17 protein-coding genes and 5 tRNA genes are annotated in these 19,169 nt (G+C 35.0%); 3 read left to right on the forward strand and 19 right to left on the reverse strand.

Annotation, left to right across the window (positions count from 1 at the left end; translation table 11 throughout):
* The 18 genes from V4538_10005 to V4538_10090 form a co-directional block, all read right to left on the reverse strand.
* Positions 1–1,090, reverse strand: a 1,090-nt coding sequence (locus tag V4538_10005; protein ID MES2381366.1) for a DNA-directed RNA polymerase subunit beta', incomplete at its 3' end; no start/stop codon positions are given.
* 95 nt (positions 1,091–1,185) lie between these two features.
* Positions 1,186–5,004, reverse strand: a complete 3,819-nt coding sequence (rpoB, locus tag V4538_10010) for a DNA-directed RNA polymerase subunit beta (protein MES2381367.1) — start codon at positions 5,002–5,004, stop codon at positions 1,186–1,188.
* 208 nt (positions 5,005–5,212) lie between these two features.
* Entirely contained in the window at positions 5,213–5,587 is a 375-nt protein-coding gene (gene rplL / locus V4538_10015) for a 50S ribosomal protein L7/L12 (GenBank protein MES2381368.1), read from the reverse strand.
* A gap of 51 nt (positions 5,588–5,638) precedes the next feature.
* On the reverse strand, positions 5,639–6,163 hold the full coding sequence (gene rplJ / locus V4538_10020; protein ID MES2381369.1) for a 50S ribosomal protein L10: 525 nt from the start codon (positions 6,161–6,163) through the stop codon (positions 5,639–5,641).
* Between the two features lie 18 nt (positions 6,164–6,181).
* A complete protein-coding gene (gene rplA, locus V4538_10025; GenBank protein MES2381370.1) occupies positions 6,182–6,880 on the reverse strand; it encodes a 50S ribosomal protein L1 in 699 nt (232 codons plus the stop codon).
* A gap of 18 nt (positions 6,881–6,898) precedes the next feature.
* Positions 6,899–7,342, reverse strand: coding sequence for a 50S ribosomal protein L11 (rplK, locus tag V4538_10030; protein MES2381371.1), 444 nt, complete (start codon positions 7,340–7,342; stop codon positions 6,899–6,901).
* A 93-nt stretch (positions 7,343–7,435) separates the two neighbouring features.
* Positions 7,436–7,984 (reverse strand): transcription termination/antitermination protein NusG, encoded by a 549-nt coding sequence (gene nusG / locus V4538_10035; GenBank protein MES2381372.1) that lies wholly within the window; start codon positions 7,982–7,984, stop codon positions 7,436–7,438.
* Positions 7,985–8,001: 17 nt separating this feature from the next.
* Positions 8,002–8,196: a preprotein translocase subunit SecE gene (gene secE / locus V4538_10040; protein MES2381373.1), complete on the reverse strand. Its 195-nt coding sequence runs from the start codon at positions 8,194–8,196 to the stop codon at positions 8,002–8,004.
* 48 nt (positions 8,197–8,244) lie between these two features.
* Positions 8,245–8,315 (reverse strand) — tRNA-Trp (locus V4538_10045).
* Between the two features lie 68 nt (positions 8,316–8,383).
* On the reverse strand, positions 8,384–9,571 hold the full coding sequence (gene tuf / locus V4538_10050) for an elongation factor Tu (protein ID MES2381374.1): 1,188 nt from the start codon (positions 9,569–9,571) through the stop codon (positions 8,384–8,386).
* A gap of 71 nt (positions 9,572–9,642) precedes the next feature.
* A tRNA-Thr gene (locus tag V4538_10055) sits at positions 9,643–9,714 on the reverse strand.
* Between the two features lie 160 nt (positions 9,715–9,874).
* Positions 9,875–9,947, reverse strand: a tRNA-Gly gene (locus V4538_10060).
* Positions 9,948–9,959: 12 nt separating this feature from the next.
* A tRNA-Tyr gene (locus tag V4538_10065) sits at positions 9,960–10,040 on the reverse strand.
* Between the two features lie 23 nt (positions 10,041–10,063).
* Positions 10,064–10,136, reverse strand: a tRNA-Thr gene (locus V4538_10070).
* A gap of 340 nt (positions 10,137–10,476) precedes the next feature.
* Positions 10,477–10,779: a ribosome-associated translation inhibitor RaiA gene (gene raiA, locus V4538_10075; GenBank protein ID MES2381375.1), complete on the reverse strand. Its 303-nt coding sequence runs from the start codon at positions 10,777–10,779 to the stop codon at positions 10,477–10,479.
* Positions 10,780–10,825: 46 nt separating this feature from the next.
* The gene (locus V4538_10080) at positions 10,826–11,785 is read right to left on the reverse strand and encodes a tyrosine-type recombinase/integrase (protein ID MES2381376.1); all 960 of its coding nucleotides are present in this window, start codon (positions 11,783–11,785) and stop codon (positions 10,826–10,828) included.
* A gap of 100 nt (positions 11,786–11,885) precedes the next feature.
* The gene (locus V4538_10085) at positions 11,886–13,517 is read right to left on the reverse strand and encodes a tetratricopeptide repeat protein (GenBank protein ID MES2381377.1); all 1,632 of its coding nucleotides are present in this window, start codon (positions 13,515–13,517) and stop codon (positions 11,886–11,888) included.
* 150 nt (positions 13,518–13,667) lie between these two features.
* Entirely contained in the window at positions 13,668–14,666 is a 999-nt protein-coding gene (locus tag V4538_10090) for an amidohydrolase family protein (GenBank protein ID MES2381378.1), read from the reverse strand.
* A 157-nt stretch (positions 14,667–14,823) separates the two neighbouring features.
* On the opposite strand from V4538_10090, the gene V4538_10095 reads away from it, so the two are divergent.
* The 3 genes from V4538_10095 (at position 14,824) to V4538_10105 (ending at position 18,122) form a co-directional block, all read left to right on the forward strand.
* The gene (locus V4538_10095) at positions 14,824–15,675 is read left to right on the forward strand and encodes a T9SS type A sorting domain-containing protein (GenBank protein ID MES2381379.1); all 852 of its coding nucleotides are present in this window, start codon (positions 14,824–14,826) and stop codon (positions 15,673–15,675) included.
* Positions 15,676–15,841: 166 nt separating this feature from the next.
* Positions 15,842–17,527 (forward strand): urocanate hydratase, encoded by a 1,686-nt coding sequence (gene hutU, locus V4538_10100; GenBank protein ID MES2381380.1) that lies wholly within the window; start codon positions 15,842–15,844, stop codon positions 17,525–17,527.
* Between the two features lie 67 nt (positions 17,528–17,594).
* The gene (locus V4538_10105; GenBank protein MES2381381.1) at positions 17,595–18,122 is read left to right on the forward strand and encodes an outer membrane beta-barrel protein; all 528 of its coding nucleotides are present in this window, start codon (positions 17,595–17,597) and stop codon (positions 18,120–18,122) included.
* Positions 18,123–18,200: 78 nt separating this feature from the next.
* Here the strand turns inward: V4538_10105 and V4538_10110 are convergent, their stop codons facing one another.
* Entirely contained in the window at positions 18,201–19,073 is an 873-nt protein-coding gene (locus V4538_10110) for a T9SS type A sorting domain-containing protein (GenBank protein MES2381382.1), read from the reverse strand.
* Positions 19,074–19,169: the final 96 nt, after the last annotated feature.

The raw sequence follows: 19,169 nt of genomic DNA on the forward strand, positions 1-19,169 counted from the left end.
AATAATCCACACGTTTACCTAATAAGTTTTGACGGAAACGACCTTGTTTACCTTTTAGCATATCGCTTAAAGATTTTAAAGGACGGTTACCTTCTGTTTTAACAGCACTTACTCTTCTTGTATTATCAAATAATGAATCTACCGCTTCTTGTAACATACGTTTTTCATTACGTAAAATCACTTCAGGAGCTTTTATTTCCATTAATCGTTTCAAACGGTTGTTACGGATAATAACACGTCTGTATAAATCATTTAAATCAGAAGTTGCAAATCTTCCACCTTCCAATGGAACTAAAGGACGTAATTCTGGTGGAATAACTGGTAATATTTTTACCACCATCCACTCAGGGCGATTTTCACCGTTTTCTTGAGCAGAACGGAATCCTTCAATAACTTTTAAGCGTTTCAAAGCTTCTGCTTTACGTTGTTGACTAGTTTCGTTGCTAGCTTTATTACGTAAACCAAAACTCAATGAATCTAAATCAACTCTGCTTAATAAGAACCAAAGTGCATCACCACCCATTTTAGCGATGAATTTGTTTGGATCGTTATCGTCTAAATATTGATTATCTTTTGGTAACGAATCAAGAATATCTAAATACTCTTCTTCCGTTAACAAATCGTTCATTTGAACACCATCGTTTGATTTAAGACCCGGTTGGCAAACTACGTAACGCTCGTAATAAACAACCATGTCTAATTTTTTAGTAGGCATACCCAATACATAACCTATTTTATTAGGTAATGAACGGAAATACCAAATATGTGCAACAGGAACCACTAAATTAATGTGTCCCATGCGCTCACGTCTAACTTTCTTTTCAGTTACTTCTACCCCACAACGGTCACAAACAATACCTTTGTAACGGATACGTTTGTATTTACCACAATGGCATTCGTAATCTTTTATTGGCCCGAAAATACGTTCACAAAACAAACCACCCATTTCTGGTTTAAACGAGCGATAGTTTATGGTTTCAGGCTTTGTTACTTCACCATGCGATCTTTGTAAAATTGATTCAGGCGAGGCCAAACCAATTCTGATTTTGGTGAAATTGCTTTTTAATTTTTGATCTTTTTTGAAAGACATATATTTTGATTGATACGCGTTTATTTATTGAAAACTAGTTATTAAATATTGATTGGTTGTAAGAAATAAATCTTACAACCAATTTTAATAACTTCTTATTCTAAGGTTACATCTAAGCACAATCCTCTTAACTCGTGCAACAATACATTGAACGATTCAGGAATACCTGGTTGTGGTAAGTTATCACCTTTTACAATTGCCTCGTAAGCTTTAGCTCTACCAATTATATCATCCGATTTAATGGTTAAGATTTCTTGTAAGATATTTGATGCACCATAAGCCTCCAAAGCCCATACCTCCATCTCACCAAAACGCTGACCTCCAAATTGAGCTTTACCACCCAATGGTTGTTGTGTAATTAATGAGTATGGTCCGATAGAACGAGCATGCATCTTATCATCCACCATGTGACCTAATTTAATCATATAAATTACACCCACTGTAGTTGGCTGATCAAAACGCTCACCTGTTAAACCATCGTACAAATATGTTTTACCCCAATCAGGAATACCTGCTTTGCGGGTATATTCTAATACATCATCATCATTAGCTCCATCAAAAATTGGTGTAGCAAATTTTAAACCTAATTCAATACCTGCCCATCCTAAAACAGTTTCGTAAATCTGTCCTAAGTTCATACGAGAAGGTACACCTAAAGGATTTAAAACAATATCAACCGGTCTTCCATCTTCTTGGAAAGGTAAATCCTCGTCACGTACAATACGCGCAACGATACCTTTATTTCCATGGCGACCCGCCATTTTATCACCTACTTTTAATTTACGTTTTTGAGCAATGTAAACTTTAGCTAATTTTAAAATACCATTCGGTAATTCATCACCAACACTAATAGCATACTCTTTACGTCTGTATTCAGCTAACTCTTGGTTTACTCTGTTTTTGTAGTTAGATAAAATTTGTTTGATTAAATCATTTTTATCTGAATCAGTACTCCAGTTGTTTGCGTTTACATTGGTAAAATCAACTTCACCTAAGTTTTTCATAGTGAATTTAGTTCCTTTAGGAATCATTTCTTCACCATAAACATTCATTACACCTTGGCTTGTTTTACCTGATAATATGCTGAATAATTTTTCAACTAATACTGACTTAATACCTGCAGCATTTTTCTCATGCTCTTCAGTTAATTTAGCAATTTTAGTTTTATCGTCAGCCTTGTTGTTTTTATCTTTTTTAGCGCGTGCAAATAATTTTTTCTCTATTACCACACCTGCAGTTGAAGGAGATGCTTTTAAAGATGCATCTTTTACATCACCAGCTTTATCACCAAAAATAGCACGTAATAATTTCTCTTCTGGCGAAGGTTCAGTTTCTCCTTTTGGAGTAATTTTACCTATTAAAATATCACCATCAAATACTTCACATCCAACTCTTATTAAACCATTCTCATCCAAGTTACGTGTTGCATCTTCGCTTACGTTTGGAATATCATTGGTTAATTCTTCTTCACCACGTTTAGTATCACGAACTTCTAATTCATATTCAGTAACATGAATTGAAGTGAAAATATCTTCTTTTACAACTCTTTCGCTAATTACAATCGCATCCTCAAAGTTGTTTCCTTGCCAAGGCATGAAAGCTACTTTTAAGTTTCTACCAATTGCAAGCTCGCCACCTTGAGTAGCATAACCTTCACATAATACAGTGCCTTTAGTAACTTTTTGACCTTTTTTAACAATTGGTTTTAAGTTGATACAAGTATTTTGATTGGTACGTAAGAATTTAGTTAATTTATAAATTTTAGTATCTGTTCCGAAGCTAACCAATTTATCAGTTTCAGTTTGTTCGTAACGAATACGTACTTCATTACCGTCAACATACTCCACAACACCGTTACCTTCAGCTACTATTAAATTACGACTATCACGTGCAATTTTTCCTTCTAATCCTGTTCCAACAACCGGAGCTTCAGGACGTAATAAAGGAACTGCCTGACGTTGCATGTTCGATCCCATCAACGCACGATTCGCATCATTATGTTCCAAGAAAGGAATCATACTTGCAGCAATCGATACAATTTGATTAGGAGCAATATCCATAAATTGCAGTTTCTCTGGCTCCACCATTGGGAAATCACCTTCGTAACGTGCTTTTACTTTTAAATCTTGAAACTCACCTGATACTTCATTGTATTTAGCATCAGACTGAGCAATAACCATTCCTTCTTCATCCTCAGCACTTAAGTAAGTTACCGGTTGACCAACCGATACTTTACCGTTTTCAACTTTTAAGTAAGGAGTTTCAATAAAGCCCATGCTATTAATTTTTGCATGAACACATAGAGATGAAATCAATCCGATATTTGGTCCCTCAGGAGTTTCAATAGTACACAAACGACCGTAGTGAGTGTAATGTACGTCACGAACCTCGAAACCAGCTCTTTCACGAGAAAGACCACCTGGCCCTAGGGCAGACATTCTTCTTTTGTGCGTAATCTCAGCCAATGGATTGGTTTGATCCATGAATTGAGATAACTGATTGGTACCGAAAAATGAATTAATTACTGAAGATAATGTTTTAGCATTAATCAAATCTTGTGGCGTAAAAACTTCGTTATCGCGAATGTTCATACGCTCACGGATTGTTCTGCTCATACGAGCTAAACCAACACCAAATTGAGAATATAATTGCTCACCTACTGTTCTTACACGTCTGTTACTTAAATGGTCAATATCATCCACATCTGCACGTGAATTCGATAACTCAATTAAGTATTTTATAATTGAAACGATATCATCTTTTGATAATACACGATTATCCAATGACTCGTTTTTGTTTAATTTACGGTTGATACGGTAACGACCTACTTCACCTAAATCATAACGTTTGTCAGAGAAGAATAATTTTTCAATTACCCCACGTGCTGTTTCTTCATCAGGTGGATCTGCGTTACGTAACTGGCGATAGATATGCTCATGAGCTTCTTTAGCACTATTTGAAGTATCTTTTTGTAAAGTATTTAAAATAGTAGCAAACTCATTGTGGTTTGATTCATTTTTGTGAAGAATAATGGTTTTAACATCTGCTTCTAATATTAAATCAACGTGGCTATCTTCAATAGTCGTATCGCGCTCAATGATTACTTCATTACGCTCAATTGAAACTACTTCACCGGTATCTTCATCCACAAAATCCTCTACCCATGTTCTTAAAACACGTGCAGCTAATTTGCGGCCTAATACTTTTTTCAAACCTGCTTTGCTTACTTTAATTTCTTCAGCTAAGTCAAACAAGTTTAATATATCTTTATCAGATTCGAATCCAATAGCACGTAATAACGTAGTTACCGGAAACTTTTTCTTTCTATCAATGTAAGCATACATTACGTTGTTTACATCTGTTGCAAATTCAATCCAACTTCCTTTAAAAGGAATTACCCTTGCAGAGTAAAGTTTTGTTCCATTGGTGTGGTACGATTGACCAAAAAACACACCTGGCGAACGGTGTAATTGAGAAACAATTACGCGCTCCGCTCCATTGATACAGAAAGTACCGCTTGGAGTCATATATGGAATTGTTCCTAAGTAAACATCTTGAACAATGGTTTGGAAATCCTCATGTTCAGGATCGTTACAGCTCAGTTTTAATTTAGCCTTTAAAGGAACACTATAAGTTAAACCACGCTCAATACACTCTTCAATTGAGTAACGAGGGGGATCAACAAAATAATCTAAAAATTCTAACGTAAATATGTTTCTGGTATCGCTAATAGGAAAATTTTCCTGAAACACTTTGAAAAGCCCTTCGTTAGCTCTACTTTCCGAAGTAGTATCTAACTGAAAAAACTCTCTAAAAGATTCTAATTGAACATCCAAAAAATCTGGATAATCAATGACTGGTTTTACCGATGCGAAGGAGATTCTTCCCTCTGGTGTTATAGTTCTGTTAGTCAATGTAATAATTTTTTTTAAATTGAAAATACCTCAATTTACTAGTAATTCATTTTAATTAAGAATGGTTGAATAAAACCAAAAAACTCATAAACAATTATTTATTGCTAAATTCCTGTTTAGTAGAAAAACATTTTAGTGCTTTTTTTAAATGCAGAATTGACCCGCGGCAATTTGCCGGGGTCAAGCCTGCTTATTTTGCTAAAAGCAATTATTTTACTTCAACTTCAGCACCTGCTTCTTCAAGCTTAGCTTTTAAGCTTTCAGCTTCAGTTTTGTCAACACCTTCTTTGATAGGTTTTGGAGCACCATCAACTAATTCTTTAGCTTCTTTCAAACCTAAACCTGTTAAGTCTTTTACAACTTTAACTACGTTTAATTTTGCTGCACCAGCACTTTTCAATATTACGTTGAAAGATGTTTGTTCAGCAGCAGCTTCACCAGCTGCAGCAGGAGCAGCAGCAACAGCAACAGCTGCAGCAGCAGGCTCTATGCCGTACTCATCTTTTAAAATTTTTGCTAATTCGTTAACGTCTTTTACTGAAAGGTTAACTAATTGTTCTGCGAACGCTTTTAAATCTGCCATGATTGTATTGTTTTTTTTTGTTTTTAATTAATAAATGTGATTTTATCTGAATTATTCAGGACGCTCAGATAACGTTTTTACTAAGCCTGCAATTTTACCTCCACCTGAAGCTTGTAATGCACTAATAACATTTTGAGCTGGGCTTTGTAATAAACCGATAATTTCACCGATAAGCTCATTTTTCGTTTTAAGAGCCATTAATGCATCTAATTGATCATCTCCGATAAAAATATCGACATCAATACATGCACCTTTTAAGCGAGGTATTTGTGTTTTTTTACGAAATGCTTTGATAACCTTAGCAGGTTCCTTCATTTCGTGGCTAAACATAAGCGCAGTATTTCCTACTAATGTTTCTGATAACTGACCAAAATCTCTGCCACTACGTTCCATTGCTTTTTCAACCAAAGTATTTTTAGCCACTTGCATGGTAATACCTGCTTTGAATAACTCTCTACGTAATTGGCTAGTTTGTTGAGCATTTAAACTGGCCACATCAGTTACATAAATATTCTTGTACTCGTTTAATAAACCAGCCAAGCTATCTATCACTTCGTTTTTTTCGTGTTTTGTCATAACTGTTGCTTAAAATTATTAAATGCCCGGAACCGATTTTGTATCTACAGAAATGCCCGGACTCATTGTACTACTTATACTAATGCCTTTAAGGTAAGTTCCTTTAGCAGCAGAAGGTTTAAGTTTGTTTATTGTTTGGATAAGCTCCACTGCATTTTCAAATAATTTTTGAGGCTCCATAGAAACTTTTCCGATTGATGTATGGATTGCTCCTTCTTTATCAACTTTAAAGTCAATTTTACCTGCTTTTACTTCTTTTACAGTTTTACCAATTTCCATTGTAACGGTTCCTGATTTAGGATTTGGCATTAAGTTACGAGGGCCTAATATTTTACCCAATTTACCTAATTTAGCCATTACCGCAGGCATTGTTACAATGATATCAATGTCAACCCATCCTTGCTCAATCTTTTGGATAAATTCATCCAAACCTACGTGGTCTGCACCTGCTTCACGAGCTTCAGCTTCCTTATCAGGAGTAACTAAAGCTAAAACGCGAACGTCTTTGCCGGTACCATGTGGTAAACTAACCACACCACGAACCATTTGATTGGCTTTTTTAGGGTCAACTCCCAATCGTACATCAATATCTACCGATGAATCAAATTTAGTGTAAGAAATTTCTTTCACTAATTTAGATGCGTCAGACAAAGTGTAGTTTTTGCTTGCCTCAATTTTCTTGAGTACTTCTTTTCTTTTTTTGCTGATCCTTGCCATTGTTTTACAATCTAAAAATTAATTTTGAAATGGACTATCACCCGTAACAGTAATACCCATAGAGCGAGCTGAACCTGCTACCATTTTCATGGCTGATTCTACTTTAAAGCAGTTCATATCTTGCATTTTATCAGCCGCAATTGCTCTCACCTGATCCCAAGTTACTGTTCCAACTTTTTTACGGTTAGATTCAGCAGAACCAGCTTTGATTTTTGCAGCTTCCAGCAGTTGAGAGGCTACTGGTGGTGTTTTAATAATAAAGTCGAAAGACTTATCACTATATACCGAAATTACTACCGGTAAAATTTTACCAGCTTTATCCTGAGTTCTAGCATTAAATTGCTTACAAAACTCCATGATATTTATACCTTTTGAACCTAAAGCCGGTCCAATTGGTGGTGCAGGGTTAGCGGCTCCGCCTTTTACCTGCAATTTTACAAATCCTGTTAATTCTTTTGCCATTTTATTTATTTATTAATAGCCGTTTTTGGCGTTCTATATTTAATCAGTGGAAAGCAGCATTAAATATAAATAACCAATTGTTGGCTTTCAATTCTATTTTTCTTTTTCTACCTGAACAAAGTTTAACTCTAAAGGAGTTCTTCTTCCAAATATTTTTACCATTACTTTTAGCTTTTTCTTTTCTTCACTCACCTCTTCTATCAACCCATCAAATCCGCTAAAAGGACCATCTATAACTTTTACTGTTTCGCCAACAATAAAAGGCTCTGACATTACTTCTCCTTGTTCACCAATAGCATCAACGTTACCTAAAATACGGGCAACTTCTGATTGACGCAAAGGAACCGGAGTTGATTTGCCACCTAAAAATCCAACTACTCCGTTTACAGAATTAATAATGTGGCCAACTTCGCCCACTATTTCCGCCTGTATTAAAATATAACCTGGTAAATACGCTTTTTCTTTAGCTATTTTTTTACCATTTTTTACGGTGTATACTTTTTCCGTAGGAATTAAAATTTGGGGTACAAAAGCGCTTAAGCCAGCTCTTTCAAGCTCAACTTCTATTTGTGCCTTTACCTTTTTTTCTTGTCCGGTAATTGCTCTGGCTACATACCACTTAAATTGTTGTTCCTGTGTCATTATAATACTCAAATTTTTTACTTAAATATTTGGTAAAAAAATCCTAATCCACCATTGCTTATTAAATCCATTATAAAAATAACGAAGGCAATTAATAAGGTAGCTATCATTACTATAATAGTGCTTTCTTGTAATTCACCCCAAGTAGGCCAAGTTACTTTATTTAGCAATTCATCGTATGATAATTTAACGTACTCTTTAATTTTATTCATATCAACTTTGAGAGGTAAGCTTAATTGCTTTTTACTCTTATATTTTAGCAGGAGTGGAGAGATTCGAACTCCCATCAACGGTTTTGGAGACCGCTATTCTACCCTTGAACTACACTCCTAAATTAGACACTAAATGTTGGCTAAGCGAACTTAACCAACATTCGGTATCTAATGGTATTTGTTTAAATTATTTTATAATTTCAGTAACCTGACCAGCACCTACTGTACGACCACCTTCACGAATAGCAAAACGTAAGTTTTTTTCCATTGCGATTGGGTTGATTAATTTTACAGTAATAGTTACGTTATCACCAGGCATAACCATTTCCATTCCTTCAGGTAATACTACTTCACCTGTAACGTCTGTTGTACGGAAGTAGAATTGAGGACGGTATTTGTTAAAGAATGGAGTGTGACGTCCACCTTCGTCTTTTGATAAAACGTAGATTTCTGCTTTGAATTCAACGTGAGGCATTACTGAACCTGGTTTGCAAATAACCATACCTCTACGGATTGATTCTTTGTCAACACCACGTAATAATAAACCTACGTTATCACCAGCTTCACCTCTGTCTAATATTTTACGGAACATTTCAACACCTGTAACTGTAGAAGTTAATTTCTCAGCACCTAAACCAATAATTTCTACTGGATCATTTGAGTTGATAACACCACGCTCGATACGACCTGTAGCAACTGTACCACGACCAGTAATTGAGAATACGTCTTCAACCGGCATTAAGAAAGGTAACTCAGTTAAACGTGGAGGAACCGGGATATAAGAATCTACAGCATCCATTAATTCCATGATTTTAGCAACCCATTTAGCATCTCCGTTTAATCCACCTAAAGCAGATCCTTGGATAACTGGAATTTCATCACCAGGGAATTCATATTTGTTTAATAATTCACGGATTTCCATTTCAACGATTTCTAATAACTCAGAATCGTCAACCATATCAACCTTGTTCATGAATACAACAATACGAGGTACACCTACCTGACGAGCTAAAAGGATATGCTCGCGAGTTTGAGGCATAGGACCATCTGTAGATGCAACCACTAGGATAGCACCATCCATTTGTGCAGCACCCGTAACCATGTTTTTAACATAATCCGCGTGACCTGGACAATCTACGTGAGCGTAGTGACGGTTAGCTGTAGCATACTCAACGTGTGCTGTGTTAATTGTAATACCTCTTTCTTTTTCTTCTGGAGCTGAGTCGATAGAGTCAAAAGAACGAGCTTCTGATAAACCTGCATCCGATAATACTTTAGTAATCGCTGCAGTTAAAGTTGTTTTACCGTGATCTACGTGACCAATTGTACCAATGTTAACATGTGGTTTACTGCGGTCAAATTTTTCTTTAGCCATGATGTTTTATTTTTTTATTTTATTGTTTTTTAAATGCACCAAAAGCCCCCTAGGGAGCTATTATTTTTTTGAGCTGTTGAAGAGAATTGAACTCTCGACCTCTTCCTTACCAAGGAAGTGCTCTACCCCTGAGCTACAACAGCTTGTTTTTTTTATATTATGTTGTAGTTCTTTATAAATTTAACACTTCGTTAAATTGAACTTCTAAACGCTTTATTTACAAAATCAAACAAACACTTGCAAATGCTTGCTTAATTCAAATTGTTTTATTCTTCGATACACTCTATAAAACAATTTTACTAGAGCGAGAGACGAGGCTCGAACCCGCGACCTACAGCTTGGAAGGCTGTCGCTCTACCAACTGAGCTACTCTCGCTTATTATGTTTGTGGGGAGAGAAGGATTCGAACCTTCGTAGATTTCTCAACGGATTTACAGTCCGTCCCATTTGGCCGCTCTGGTATCTCCCCTATTATTACTTACGTAATAAATGAGCCACTTGCCGGAATCGAACCAGCGACCTACTGATTACAAATCAGTTGCTCTACCAGCTGAGCTAAAGTGGCTTTTACTTGTGTTTTGTTTATTAATTAAGAGCAGGTAAGTTAATAATTAACTTGATTGGCATCGTTTCTTTCGAAATAATACAAATCAATTAGATAGTAAAAATATAAGTGGTAGTTATATTTTCCGTGATTTAACACTAGTTTACTAATAAAAGAACTGCCCTTTCTTTGATTTTGGGACTGCAAATGTAGGAGTTTAAAGCAATTTTCAAATACCTTTTCAAAAAAAATTTAAAGTTTTTTCATAAATATAGTATTCCGGAGCGATTATCTATTTATAAAAATAAAAAAGCCAGCTACTTATGTGGCTGACTTTTCTACAATTTATTTTTCTGTTTTTTTAAATTTTTGCTTGAAGCTTTTCTTTGTACTTCCTCACCTGAGCATTTACTTTGTCTAACACTAAATCGGTAGCGGCTTCAAATGTACTGCTGTGTTCTTTTGCAAAAACTTCATAGCCACCTGCATTTAACTTTACTTCTACCGTTTTATTTTCTCCCTGGGCGTCTTTTTCAAGCCTTAAATATACCATTGCTTTATCTATGCCTTCATAAAATGTTTGTGTTTTCTCTACTTTCTTGGTAATAAAATCAAGCAGTTTCTTATCTGCGTCAAAATGAATAGATTGAATGTCGACTTTCATACTTTTAATTTATTTTTAGGTTGAATAATTTAATTTAACTAATTGATTAATTTCTAGGGTGTTTATCTTTATATACTTCTTTGAGTCTTTCTATACTGTTGTGGGTATAAACTTGTGTGGCAGCTAAACTTGCATGGCCTAATAGTTCTTTTATTGCATTCAAATCAGCTCCTTTGTTTAACAAATGGGTTGCATAGGTGTGCCTTAACACGTGTGGGCTTCTTTTAGTAATGGAGGTTACCTGACTTAAATAAAGCTTTACGGTATTGTAAATGAACTTGGGATACAGTTTTTCGCCTGTATTGGTTACAAGCAGATAATCGTTTTGAGTAAAGCCTTCCATTACTTTAGCCGTGTTATATTCTACTATTTGTGTAATTAAGTCGTTAGTAATAGGAATAATGCGTTCTTTATTACGTTTTCCCAAAACTTTTATTTGGCGTTTATACTGATCTATATTGCTATTTACAAGATTTTGTAACTCTGATAACCTAATACCCGTTGTATAAAACAAATTCATCATTAGTTTATCTCTTTGCCCTTTAAAATCTTTAGTAAACAACTCTTTAGATTTACTGGTTAATGAATCTTTTTCATTTAATAAGCTATCCATTCCGTGTTGCTCAACAAACTCCGGTAATCTTTTTTCAATTTTTGGCGCTTGCACCTTACTGATTGGATTGTAGCTTATGAGTTGTTCCTTCTGTAAGAATTTATAAAATGATCTTAGCGTAGATAGTTTTCGTACAACGGACCTGTTTTTTAGTTCTTCGTTCATCATGTGTACCAACCAGCTTCTGATATGCTGGTGGTTGATGGCTTCTACATTATTTATCTGATAAGTAATTTGAAGAAATGTTTCGAACTGCAATAAGTCGGTTTGGTAACTTGTGAGGGTGTGGATTGATTGCTTTTTCTCAAACTCAACATATTGTAAAAACTGTTGTATGGCTGCCCCCAAAATCATATTAACGAATGTAGCATAATTGATATGAATATCAAACAAATTATGTTATTTATTTTTGACGGTAATTTATTGTTTTAAACTAAAAGAGCTTCGAGGTTAAAACCCCGAAGCTCTTTGTAATTAGGAATTGATTGGTATGTTACTTCAATTGTTTTAAAACTTCAATTGCATTTTTATTATTAGGGTCATATTCTAATGCTTTTCTGTACATAGCTTTACATTCATTTTTCATGTCTTTTTGCAAGAAATAAAAACCTAAATAATCATAAGCGGAAGCAATACTTTTTGATAATGCTACTTTTTGTTTGTTGAAGTTAGCTGTATCGGCTAATGTTAATTCAATGTACTTTTCGTATAGTGTTTTAGCAATAGTTGTTTTTAACAGGGTATCGATAGCAGCATTTGCATTGGCTCTTTGTAAATATGCATCAGCATAGTCTGGTTTTGCTTCGTTTACTTTTGCAAAAGCTGAATCTGCCTTAACAAACATTTTAGCATTGTAATAATATTTACCTATTGTATAATTATCTAACAGGGTAACTTTTTTAGCTAAGCCTGTATATGTTTCATAAGCTGTTACTGCCTCGGTATATTTACGTTGTTTAAAATAAATTTTAGCCAGTTCTTGGTATAACTCTATTTTGTTAGGGTCCATAGTAACGGCTTTGTTTATATTCACTATTCCTATACTATCTTTTCCGGGTATTTTTGATTGTAATTTACCTAAGTATTCGTAATCGGTAGCACTTACTTTTTCGGGTGCAATATTAGCTAACAATGTTTCTAATGCACTTAATCCTTTTTTAAATGTTTCCTGATCGTTTTTTAAATTACCTGCTTCGTAGCTTGAGTAGGCTAATAATCGGTTCAAATAAATATTATTTGATTTATCACTTTTAATGGCTTCTTGCACGTAAATTAAGGCTTCTGCATATTCTTTTGATTTGTATAAAATTTGTGCATAACGTAATTGATTGGCTGAACTTACTTCTGAGTTTAACAAATAGTTTTTATACGACTCTTTTGCTTTATCGAATTTACGTAACAATGAATAATACTCTGCTTGGTTTTTAAAGGCTGTAGCATAGTTAGGGTCTTTAGCAAAAGCTGTATCTAAAGCTTCTTTGGCTACCGCTAAATTTCTTACTCTTATCCATATTAGAGCAATTTTTGCAAATGCTTTAGGGTTGTTTGGATTTAATACGGTGGCTCTATTATAAAAAGTGGCTGCTTTACTTCCATCTTGCATTTCTAAAAACACATCACCGGCAGTGGTTAATACATCATAATCGGTTTTAGTCACTTTATAGGCTTCTTCCATTAAAGCGGAAGCTTGTGCTAACATTTTATTTTCACCTGTTATCATAGCACTTGCTACGGCAATCATTCCTTTTGCATTTACATAATCTCCCTGTTTGTTTCTACAAAGTGCTAATGCTTTGTCGAATTGTGCCTGAGCTTCCATTACTTTATTATCTTCTAATAACAACTCTCCAACACCAGCATATAAACCGGGGTAATTAGGTGCATTTTGTAAGCCTTTTTTATAACTAATTAAAGCTGAATCGGGCTTATATAAATTATTGTATGATTGGCCTAATAAATAATAATTTTCGCCATTGGCCGGTTCTTTTTCTGTTAATGCTAAAAATATGTTTCGTGCATGTTCATATTTTTCAAAATCAATTGCTTTTAAACCCTCACTTAATGATTGTGCTTGGATTGAAAATGCTACTAACAATAGCTGTGCAAATAATACTAATCTTTTCATGTATCTGTTTTTATTGTTTTGATAGATTGGCTCTTTTGAAGCTAAATCTTAAATCTATTTATTTTGTTTTCAAATTAAATGCCAAATGCCTCAATTAACTAAATTTTGTTATTATGTAACCTTAATTTAACATTTGTATTGAACTTAATGTTATAAACCCAACCACTCTTTGGCCGTTTTATTTAGTACTTGTTCTTTTTGTGCAGGTGTTAAATCTTTCATTTGTTCAATAAATTTCCCATGTTCTAAATCACCCAAAGGGAAAGGAAAATCGCTGCCTAAGGCAATTTTATTGGCACCAAATAATTGAACTAAAAATTTAAAGGTATCATCATCGTGTACTAAGCTATCTATATAAAATTTATCTAAATACGTTCTGGGGTCACTTATTTTATGTACGTTACACAAATCAGGTCGGGCATGGTAAGCATGACTTATTCGCCCTAATGTTTGAGGAAAGCATCCTCCCCCATGTGCAAATAAAACTCTTAATTTAGGATACTTATCGAATATACCACCAAATATAAAACTACAAATAGCTAATGATGTTTCGGCAGGCATACCAACTAACCAAGGTAAAAAGTATTTTGGCATTCGGTCTTGTCCCATCATATCCCAAGGATGAACGAATATGGCCATTCCTTCTCTTTCTGCTGCTTCGTAAAACGGATAATAGTATTCATCATCTAAATTACGGTGTTCTATATGAGTTCCTATTTCTACTCCTTTTAAACCTAGTTCGTTTTTACAACGTATTAATTCTTGCACCGCTAATTCAATATCTTGCATAGGTAAAGTAGCTAAACCTAATAATCTATCGGGGTACTTTTGTTGAATTTCGGATAGGTAATTATTATAGTATTGTGCCCACTCTAAAGTATGCTTAGGCTCTGCCCAATAATAAAACAATACAGGTATGGGCGAAAGTGCCATTATTTGCACTTCATGTTGATCCATGTGTTCAATTATTTTTTCCGGGTTCCAACATAATTCGTCAATGGTTCTGAAAAAAGTACCATCGGCTTTCATCATATGGGCTTTGCCTTCTTCAAAATGATCTAAGTAAATAAATTCATCGCCATATCCATATTTAGTTTTTAAATTGGGCATAAACTGTGGCAAAATATGGGCGTGAACGTCTATTTTCATGATTAATATGGCAATAAATAATCCCGCAATAATATCAATTTATAATTAAAGTTTTAATAACAAACTGGAACCGCTCATAATATTTTTGTAAAATTAACGTGGTAACTTTTCTTATTATTTTTAAATAAACTATTATCGCAAACACTTAAAAATATATATGAAAAAAATAATTACAATTATTGCGGGTATTGCAATCACTTTATCGGCTAACGCACAGGTTATTCCAAATGGCGATTTTGAAAATTGGACTCAAACTGGTTCAGGCTTTTCTTTAAACAATTGGCAAATATTTACTGCAGGTGTTACTAGGATTGCTTCTCCAATTAGTGGGTCGTACATGTTGCAAATAGGAACTGCTGGTTTACCAACTCAATTAGGAACTGCTTTTGCTTCAACAAACCGTCCTACTTCAATTCGTTTTGTTTCTGGTTTTGCTAAACAATTGTCAACTGATTTTGCTGTTATTTTAGTTACTATGACTAAATGGAACTCAACTACAAGTACCAGAGATACTATTTTAAGTAATCCTATTATAATTAACGTAAATACTGCAACTGGTAGTTCTGTTGCTCTTGCTGACCAATCTATTAACTTAACTTACCGTACTAATACAACTGACAATCCTGATAGTGCAAGAATAACTATTATAAATGCTTTACCTTCTTCGGGTTCATCGGTTGGACAAAACACTACTTTAATTATTGATAATATCCGTTTCAGCGAGTGGGGAACTTCTGTTCAACCTGTACCTGTTGGAACTATTGATATTGGAAGTGTTAAGGTATTCCCTAATCCTGCTAAATCAATTGTTAACTTTACAACTGAAAATGTATTGGCCAGAACAATTGCTATTTATGACATTACAGGACGTTTAATTGAAAACATAAACTTACAAAACAAGGAAGCTAAATTAAATGTAGAAGACTATAGCAATGGTATTTACATTTACAGCATTTGCAACGAAAACGGCCAAGCTGTTTCTTCTGGTAAATTCAGTGTAAGCAAGTAATATCTTATTTAAAACCTATTCATTAAAACTGCTTTACGTAAATGTAAAGCAGTTTTTTTATGCCCTAAAATGGGTAAAATATAAAAATCATGTGGTGATGTATTTTTTTGATAGGTGAAATCAATACTTTTGAAAACTACTTGAACTATAAAATTACTCAGTATAAATGACTAAACATACAGATTTACATGCAGCAACCGGCAATACATTAAGTTGTAAAGGTTGGGTACAGGAGGCTGCATTGCGCATGCTTCATAATAATTTGGATCCAGATGTAGCTGAAAGGCCTGACGATTTGGTGGTATATGGCGGAATAGGCAAAGCGGCCCGTAATTGGGAAAGTTTTGATTTAATAGTTAAGGCTTTACAGGATTTGGAAGAGGATGAAACGCTTTTAATTCAAAGTGGTAAACCTGTTGGTATTTTACCTACGCATAAGGATGCTCCGCGTGTTTTAATTTCAAATTCTATGTTGGTTCCTAAGTGGGCTAACTGGGAAACTTTTCATGAGCTGGATAAAAAAGGACTGATGATGTACGGCCAAATGACTGCGGGAAGTTGGATTTATATCGGCTCGCAAGGTATAGTGCAGGGAACTTATGAAACTTTTGCTGAAGCTGCCCGCCAACACTTTAACGGTACTTTAAAAGGAACGTTAACGGTAACTGCCGGTTTAGGTGGTATGGGTGGTGCTCAACCACTTTCGGTTACTATGTGCGATGGTGTTTGCCTAGCTGCTGAAATGGTGGAATGGCGAATTAAAAAACGTATTGAAACACGTTACCTGGATGTAATGAGCCGTGATATTGACCAGGCTATTGATATGGCTTTAAAGGCCAAAGCGGAAGGTAAGCGTTTATCAATTGGCGTGCTTTGTAATGTTATTGATTTATTGGAACGTTTAATTGAACGTAATATAACACCTGATTTATTAACGGATCAAACTTCAGCTCACGACCCTTTAAACGGATATTATCCAGAAGGCATAGCTGAAGAGGTGGCTGACCATATGCGTAAAACGGAGCCTGAAAAGTATACTGAAAAATCGTTGGATACCATGGCTCACCATGTAAAATTGATGTTGGAACTGCAAAAGCGTGGTGCTATTACTTTTGATTATGGTAATAACTTGCGTGGACAAGCAAAAGACCAACGTGGTGTGCAAAACGCATTTGATTTCCCGGGTTTTGTACCTGCTTATATTCGCCCTTTATTTTGCGAAGGTAAAGGTCCTTTCCGTTGGGTAGCTTTAAGTGGCGACCCTAATGATATTTATGTAACGGATCAGGTAATGAAGGATTTGTTTCCTGAAAATGAATCGTTACACCGTTGGTTGGATATGGCCCAAGAGCGTATTGCTTTTCAAGGATTGCCTGCACGTATTTGCTGGATAGGCCAGGGCGATAGGGAAAAAGCAGCTTTGGCTTTTAATGAACTGGTAAAAACAGGTAAAGTAAAAGGCCCTATTGTAATTGGTCGTGACCACTTGGATACGGGTTCTGTAGCTAGTCCAAACCGTGAAACGGAAGCGATGAAGGATGGCAGTGATGCGGTAGCTGATTGGCCTATACTGAATTCATTGATTAATACGGCTGGTGGTGCCAGCTGGGTTTCTATTCACCATGGTGGTGGCGTTGGTATGGGTTATAGTATTCATGCAGGAATGGTTATAGTAGCTGATGGTACTGAAGATGCTGCACGCAGGTTAAAACGTGTATTGCATAACGACCCCGCTATGGGTGTTATTCGTCATGCTGATGCGGGTTATGATATAGCTATTGATACGGCCAGAAAACACCGTTTGGATATTAAGGAAAGATTGAAGGACAAAGTGGATAAACCTGGTTATTAATAAATGTCAAAAAACTTGACAAAAAATAATAATTTAATACTTTCGTATTTCTTATGAAAAAAAATATATGAAAAAAATTATTACAACAGTAGCTTTGACCGTAGCATTAATGTTTGGAGCTAAAGCACAACAAGGAGAAATTTTAGGAGGTGTTAATTTAGGCTACTTGTTACCAATGGGTAAATTTGGTGATGCCGTAGATGGTGGTTTAGGTTATGGTATTTCGGGTAAATACTTCTTAACTGACAACTTATCTGCAGGTATTAATGCCAATTATTTTTCACTAGCCTTGAAATCGGCCTCTTCTTATTCGGTTAGTTCAACTCAATTCCATTTAAGTGGAGACTACTTTTTCATGACTGATGAAGTTAGACCCTATGCAGGAATTGATTTTGGTATGACTCAATATACATTTGATTTTTTTGGTGGTGAGGTTAAAGAAAATTACTTGAGTTATGGTCTTGGAGCAGGTTTAATGTACTTCTTTAACGATAATTTCGCTGGAAATGGTATGGTTAGATTTAATTCAATTAATGCAGAAGAAGCATCTAACTATCTTTCTATAGGTTTAGGAGTTACTTATAAACTTCATTAATCAGTAGAAATACTCTTATCTTTTTAACAAAAAATCCCGTTCAAAATTGAACGGGATTTTTTTATGGATTTTATTGTATTAATGTACAATCTGAATTTTCTGTTTGTGTAATATTGTTCCTTCCTGGTTTTTAAATGATACAATGTATAAACCTTCTTTCCATTCTGCTGTACTGATGGTATTGTTAGCTATGACTTGTATAGCTACTTCTTTCCCTGTCATATCAGTTACAGTTACTTGTTTTATTGCTGTGTTGCCTGTAACTACTATACTATTATTGGCAGGATTTGGATATACGGTGTATGTTTCTTCTTTTACTTCGGGTACCGCATTGGCATTAGCGGTGTATTTGTAATCAAACTCAAAATATACATTATCATTACCTCCGCTTGGCGGACCTGCAGGTATTTGTACTTTGGTACACTTTAACATAACGTATAGATTGCTTTGTCTTATTCTGCCAATATATACTTCGTCTGTTTTCACCTCGGCAATGGCTAAGGTAGCTCTAGTTGAATTATATTTACTGCTTATATCGGTATTGGCAGTGGCTGCATTGTATATGGTTAATCCATTATCTAGTTTATGCCATTTTGTAGTGCTATTGCCTTTAATGGAACCGCCCCATATGGTACTTATACCTGAAGTAAAACCTAAATAAAAAGAAGCACCACTGGTTCCAAATGGGCCATTGTGTTCTACCATGTCTATATTATTTTCTTCAGCATTGGCATAAGCGCCAAATGTATTTTGATCGAAGCTCCAATAGTATTGGTTACTTACAAAATTGTATCCTGATTTTGAACCATTGGCACCATTTCCAAAGGGTGTACCTGTCATGTCTGAACTATGGTGTTCGTAAAAACGTAATCCTTTTACTTCTTTAACGGTTTGTGATTGAATACTGGTAGTGTAAATAAGGCAAGCTAATACTGTAATTTTTTTTATCATATATGTGTTGTTAAAATTTATGTACTGATATTGCTTTCACCTGTGTGGTTGCATAAATCAATGTCATATTTAGTATAAGCTACACTATCAGCATTC

The organism is Bacteroidota bacterium, assembly GCA_040388375.1.
In the GTDB taxonomy this organism is placed as follows: domain Bacteria; phylum Bacteroidota; class Bacteroidia; order UKL13-3; family UKL13-3; genus JAAFJM01.

What these genes read in the sequence shown, in the direction of transcription:
- V4538_10110 (MES2381382.1), bottom strand. Translation starts at nt 19,073, where the DNA reads ATGATAAAAAAAATTACAGTATTAGCTTGCCTTATTTACACTACCAGT.
- rplL (MES2381368.1), bottom strand. Translation starts at nt 5,587, where the DNA reads ATGGCAGATTTAAAAGCGTTCGCAGAACAATTAGTTAACCTTTCAGTA.
- rplJ (MES2381369.1), bottom strand. Translation starts at nt 6,163, where the DNA reads ATGACAAAACACGAAAAAAACGAAGTGATAGATAGCTTGGCTGGTTTA.
- V4538_10105 (MES2381381.1), top strand. Translation starts at nt 17,595, where the DNA reads ATGAAAAAAATTATTACAACAGTAGCTTTGACCGTAGCATTAATGTTT.
- V4538_10090 (MES2381378.1), bottom strand. Translation starts at nt 14,666, where the DNA reads ATGAAAATAGACGTTCACGCCCATATTTTGCCACAGTTTATGCCCAAT.
- V4538_10085 (MES2381377.1), bottom strand. Translation starts at nt 13,517, where the DNA reads ATGAAAAGATTAGTATTATTTGCACAGCTATTGTTAGTAGCATTTTCA.
- hutU (MES2381380.1), top strand. Translation starts at nt 15,842, where the DNA reads ATGACTAAACATACAGATTTACATGCAGCAACCGGCAATACATTAAGT.
- rplA (MES2381370.1), bottom strand. Translation starts at nt 6,880, where the DNA reads ATGGCAAGGATCAGCAAAAAAAGAAAAGAAGTACTCAAGAAAATTGAG.
- tuf (MES2381374.1), bottom strand. Translation starts at nt 9,571, where the DNA reads ATGGCTAAAGAAAAATTTGACCGCAGTAAACCACATGTTAACATTGGT.
- secE (MES2381373.1), bottom strand. Translation starts at nt 8,196, where the DNA reads ATGAATAAAATTAAAGAGTACGTTAAATTATCATACGATGAATTGCTA.
- raiA (MES2381375.1), bottom strand. Translation starts at nt 10,779, where the DNA reads ATGAAAGTCGACATTCAATCTATTCATTTTGACGCAGATAAGAAACTG.
- rplK (MES2381371.1), bottom strand. Translation starts at nt 7,342, where the DNA reads ATGGCAAAAGAATTAACAGGATTTGTAAAATTGCAGGTAAAAGGCGGA.
- V4538_10095 (MES2381379.1), top strand. Translation starts at nt 14,824, where the DNA reads ATGAAAAAAATAATTACAATTATTGCGGGTATTGCAATCACTTTATCG.
- nusG (MES2381372.1), bottom strand. Translation starts at nt 7,984, where the DNA reads ATGACACAGGAACAACAATTTAAGTGGTATGTAGCCAGAGCAATTACC.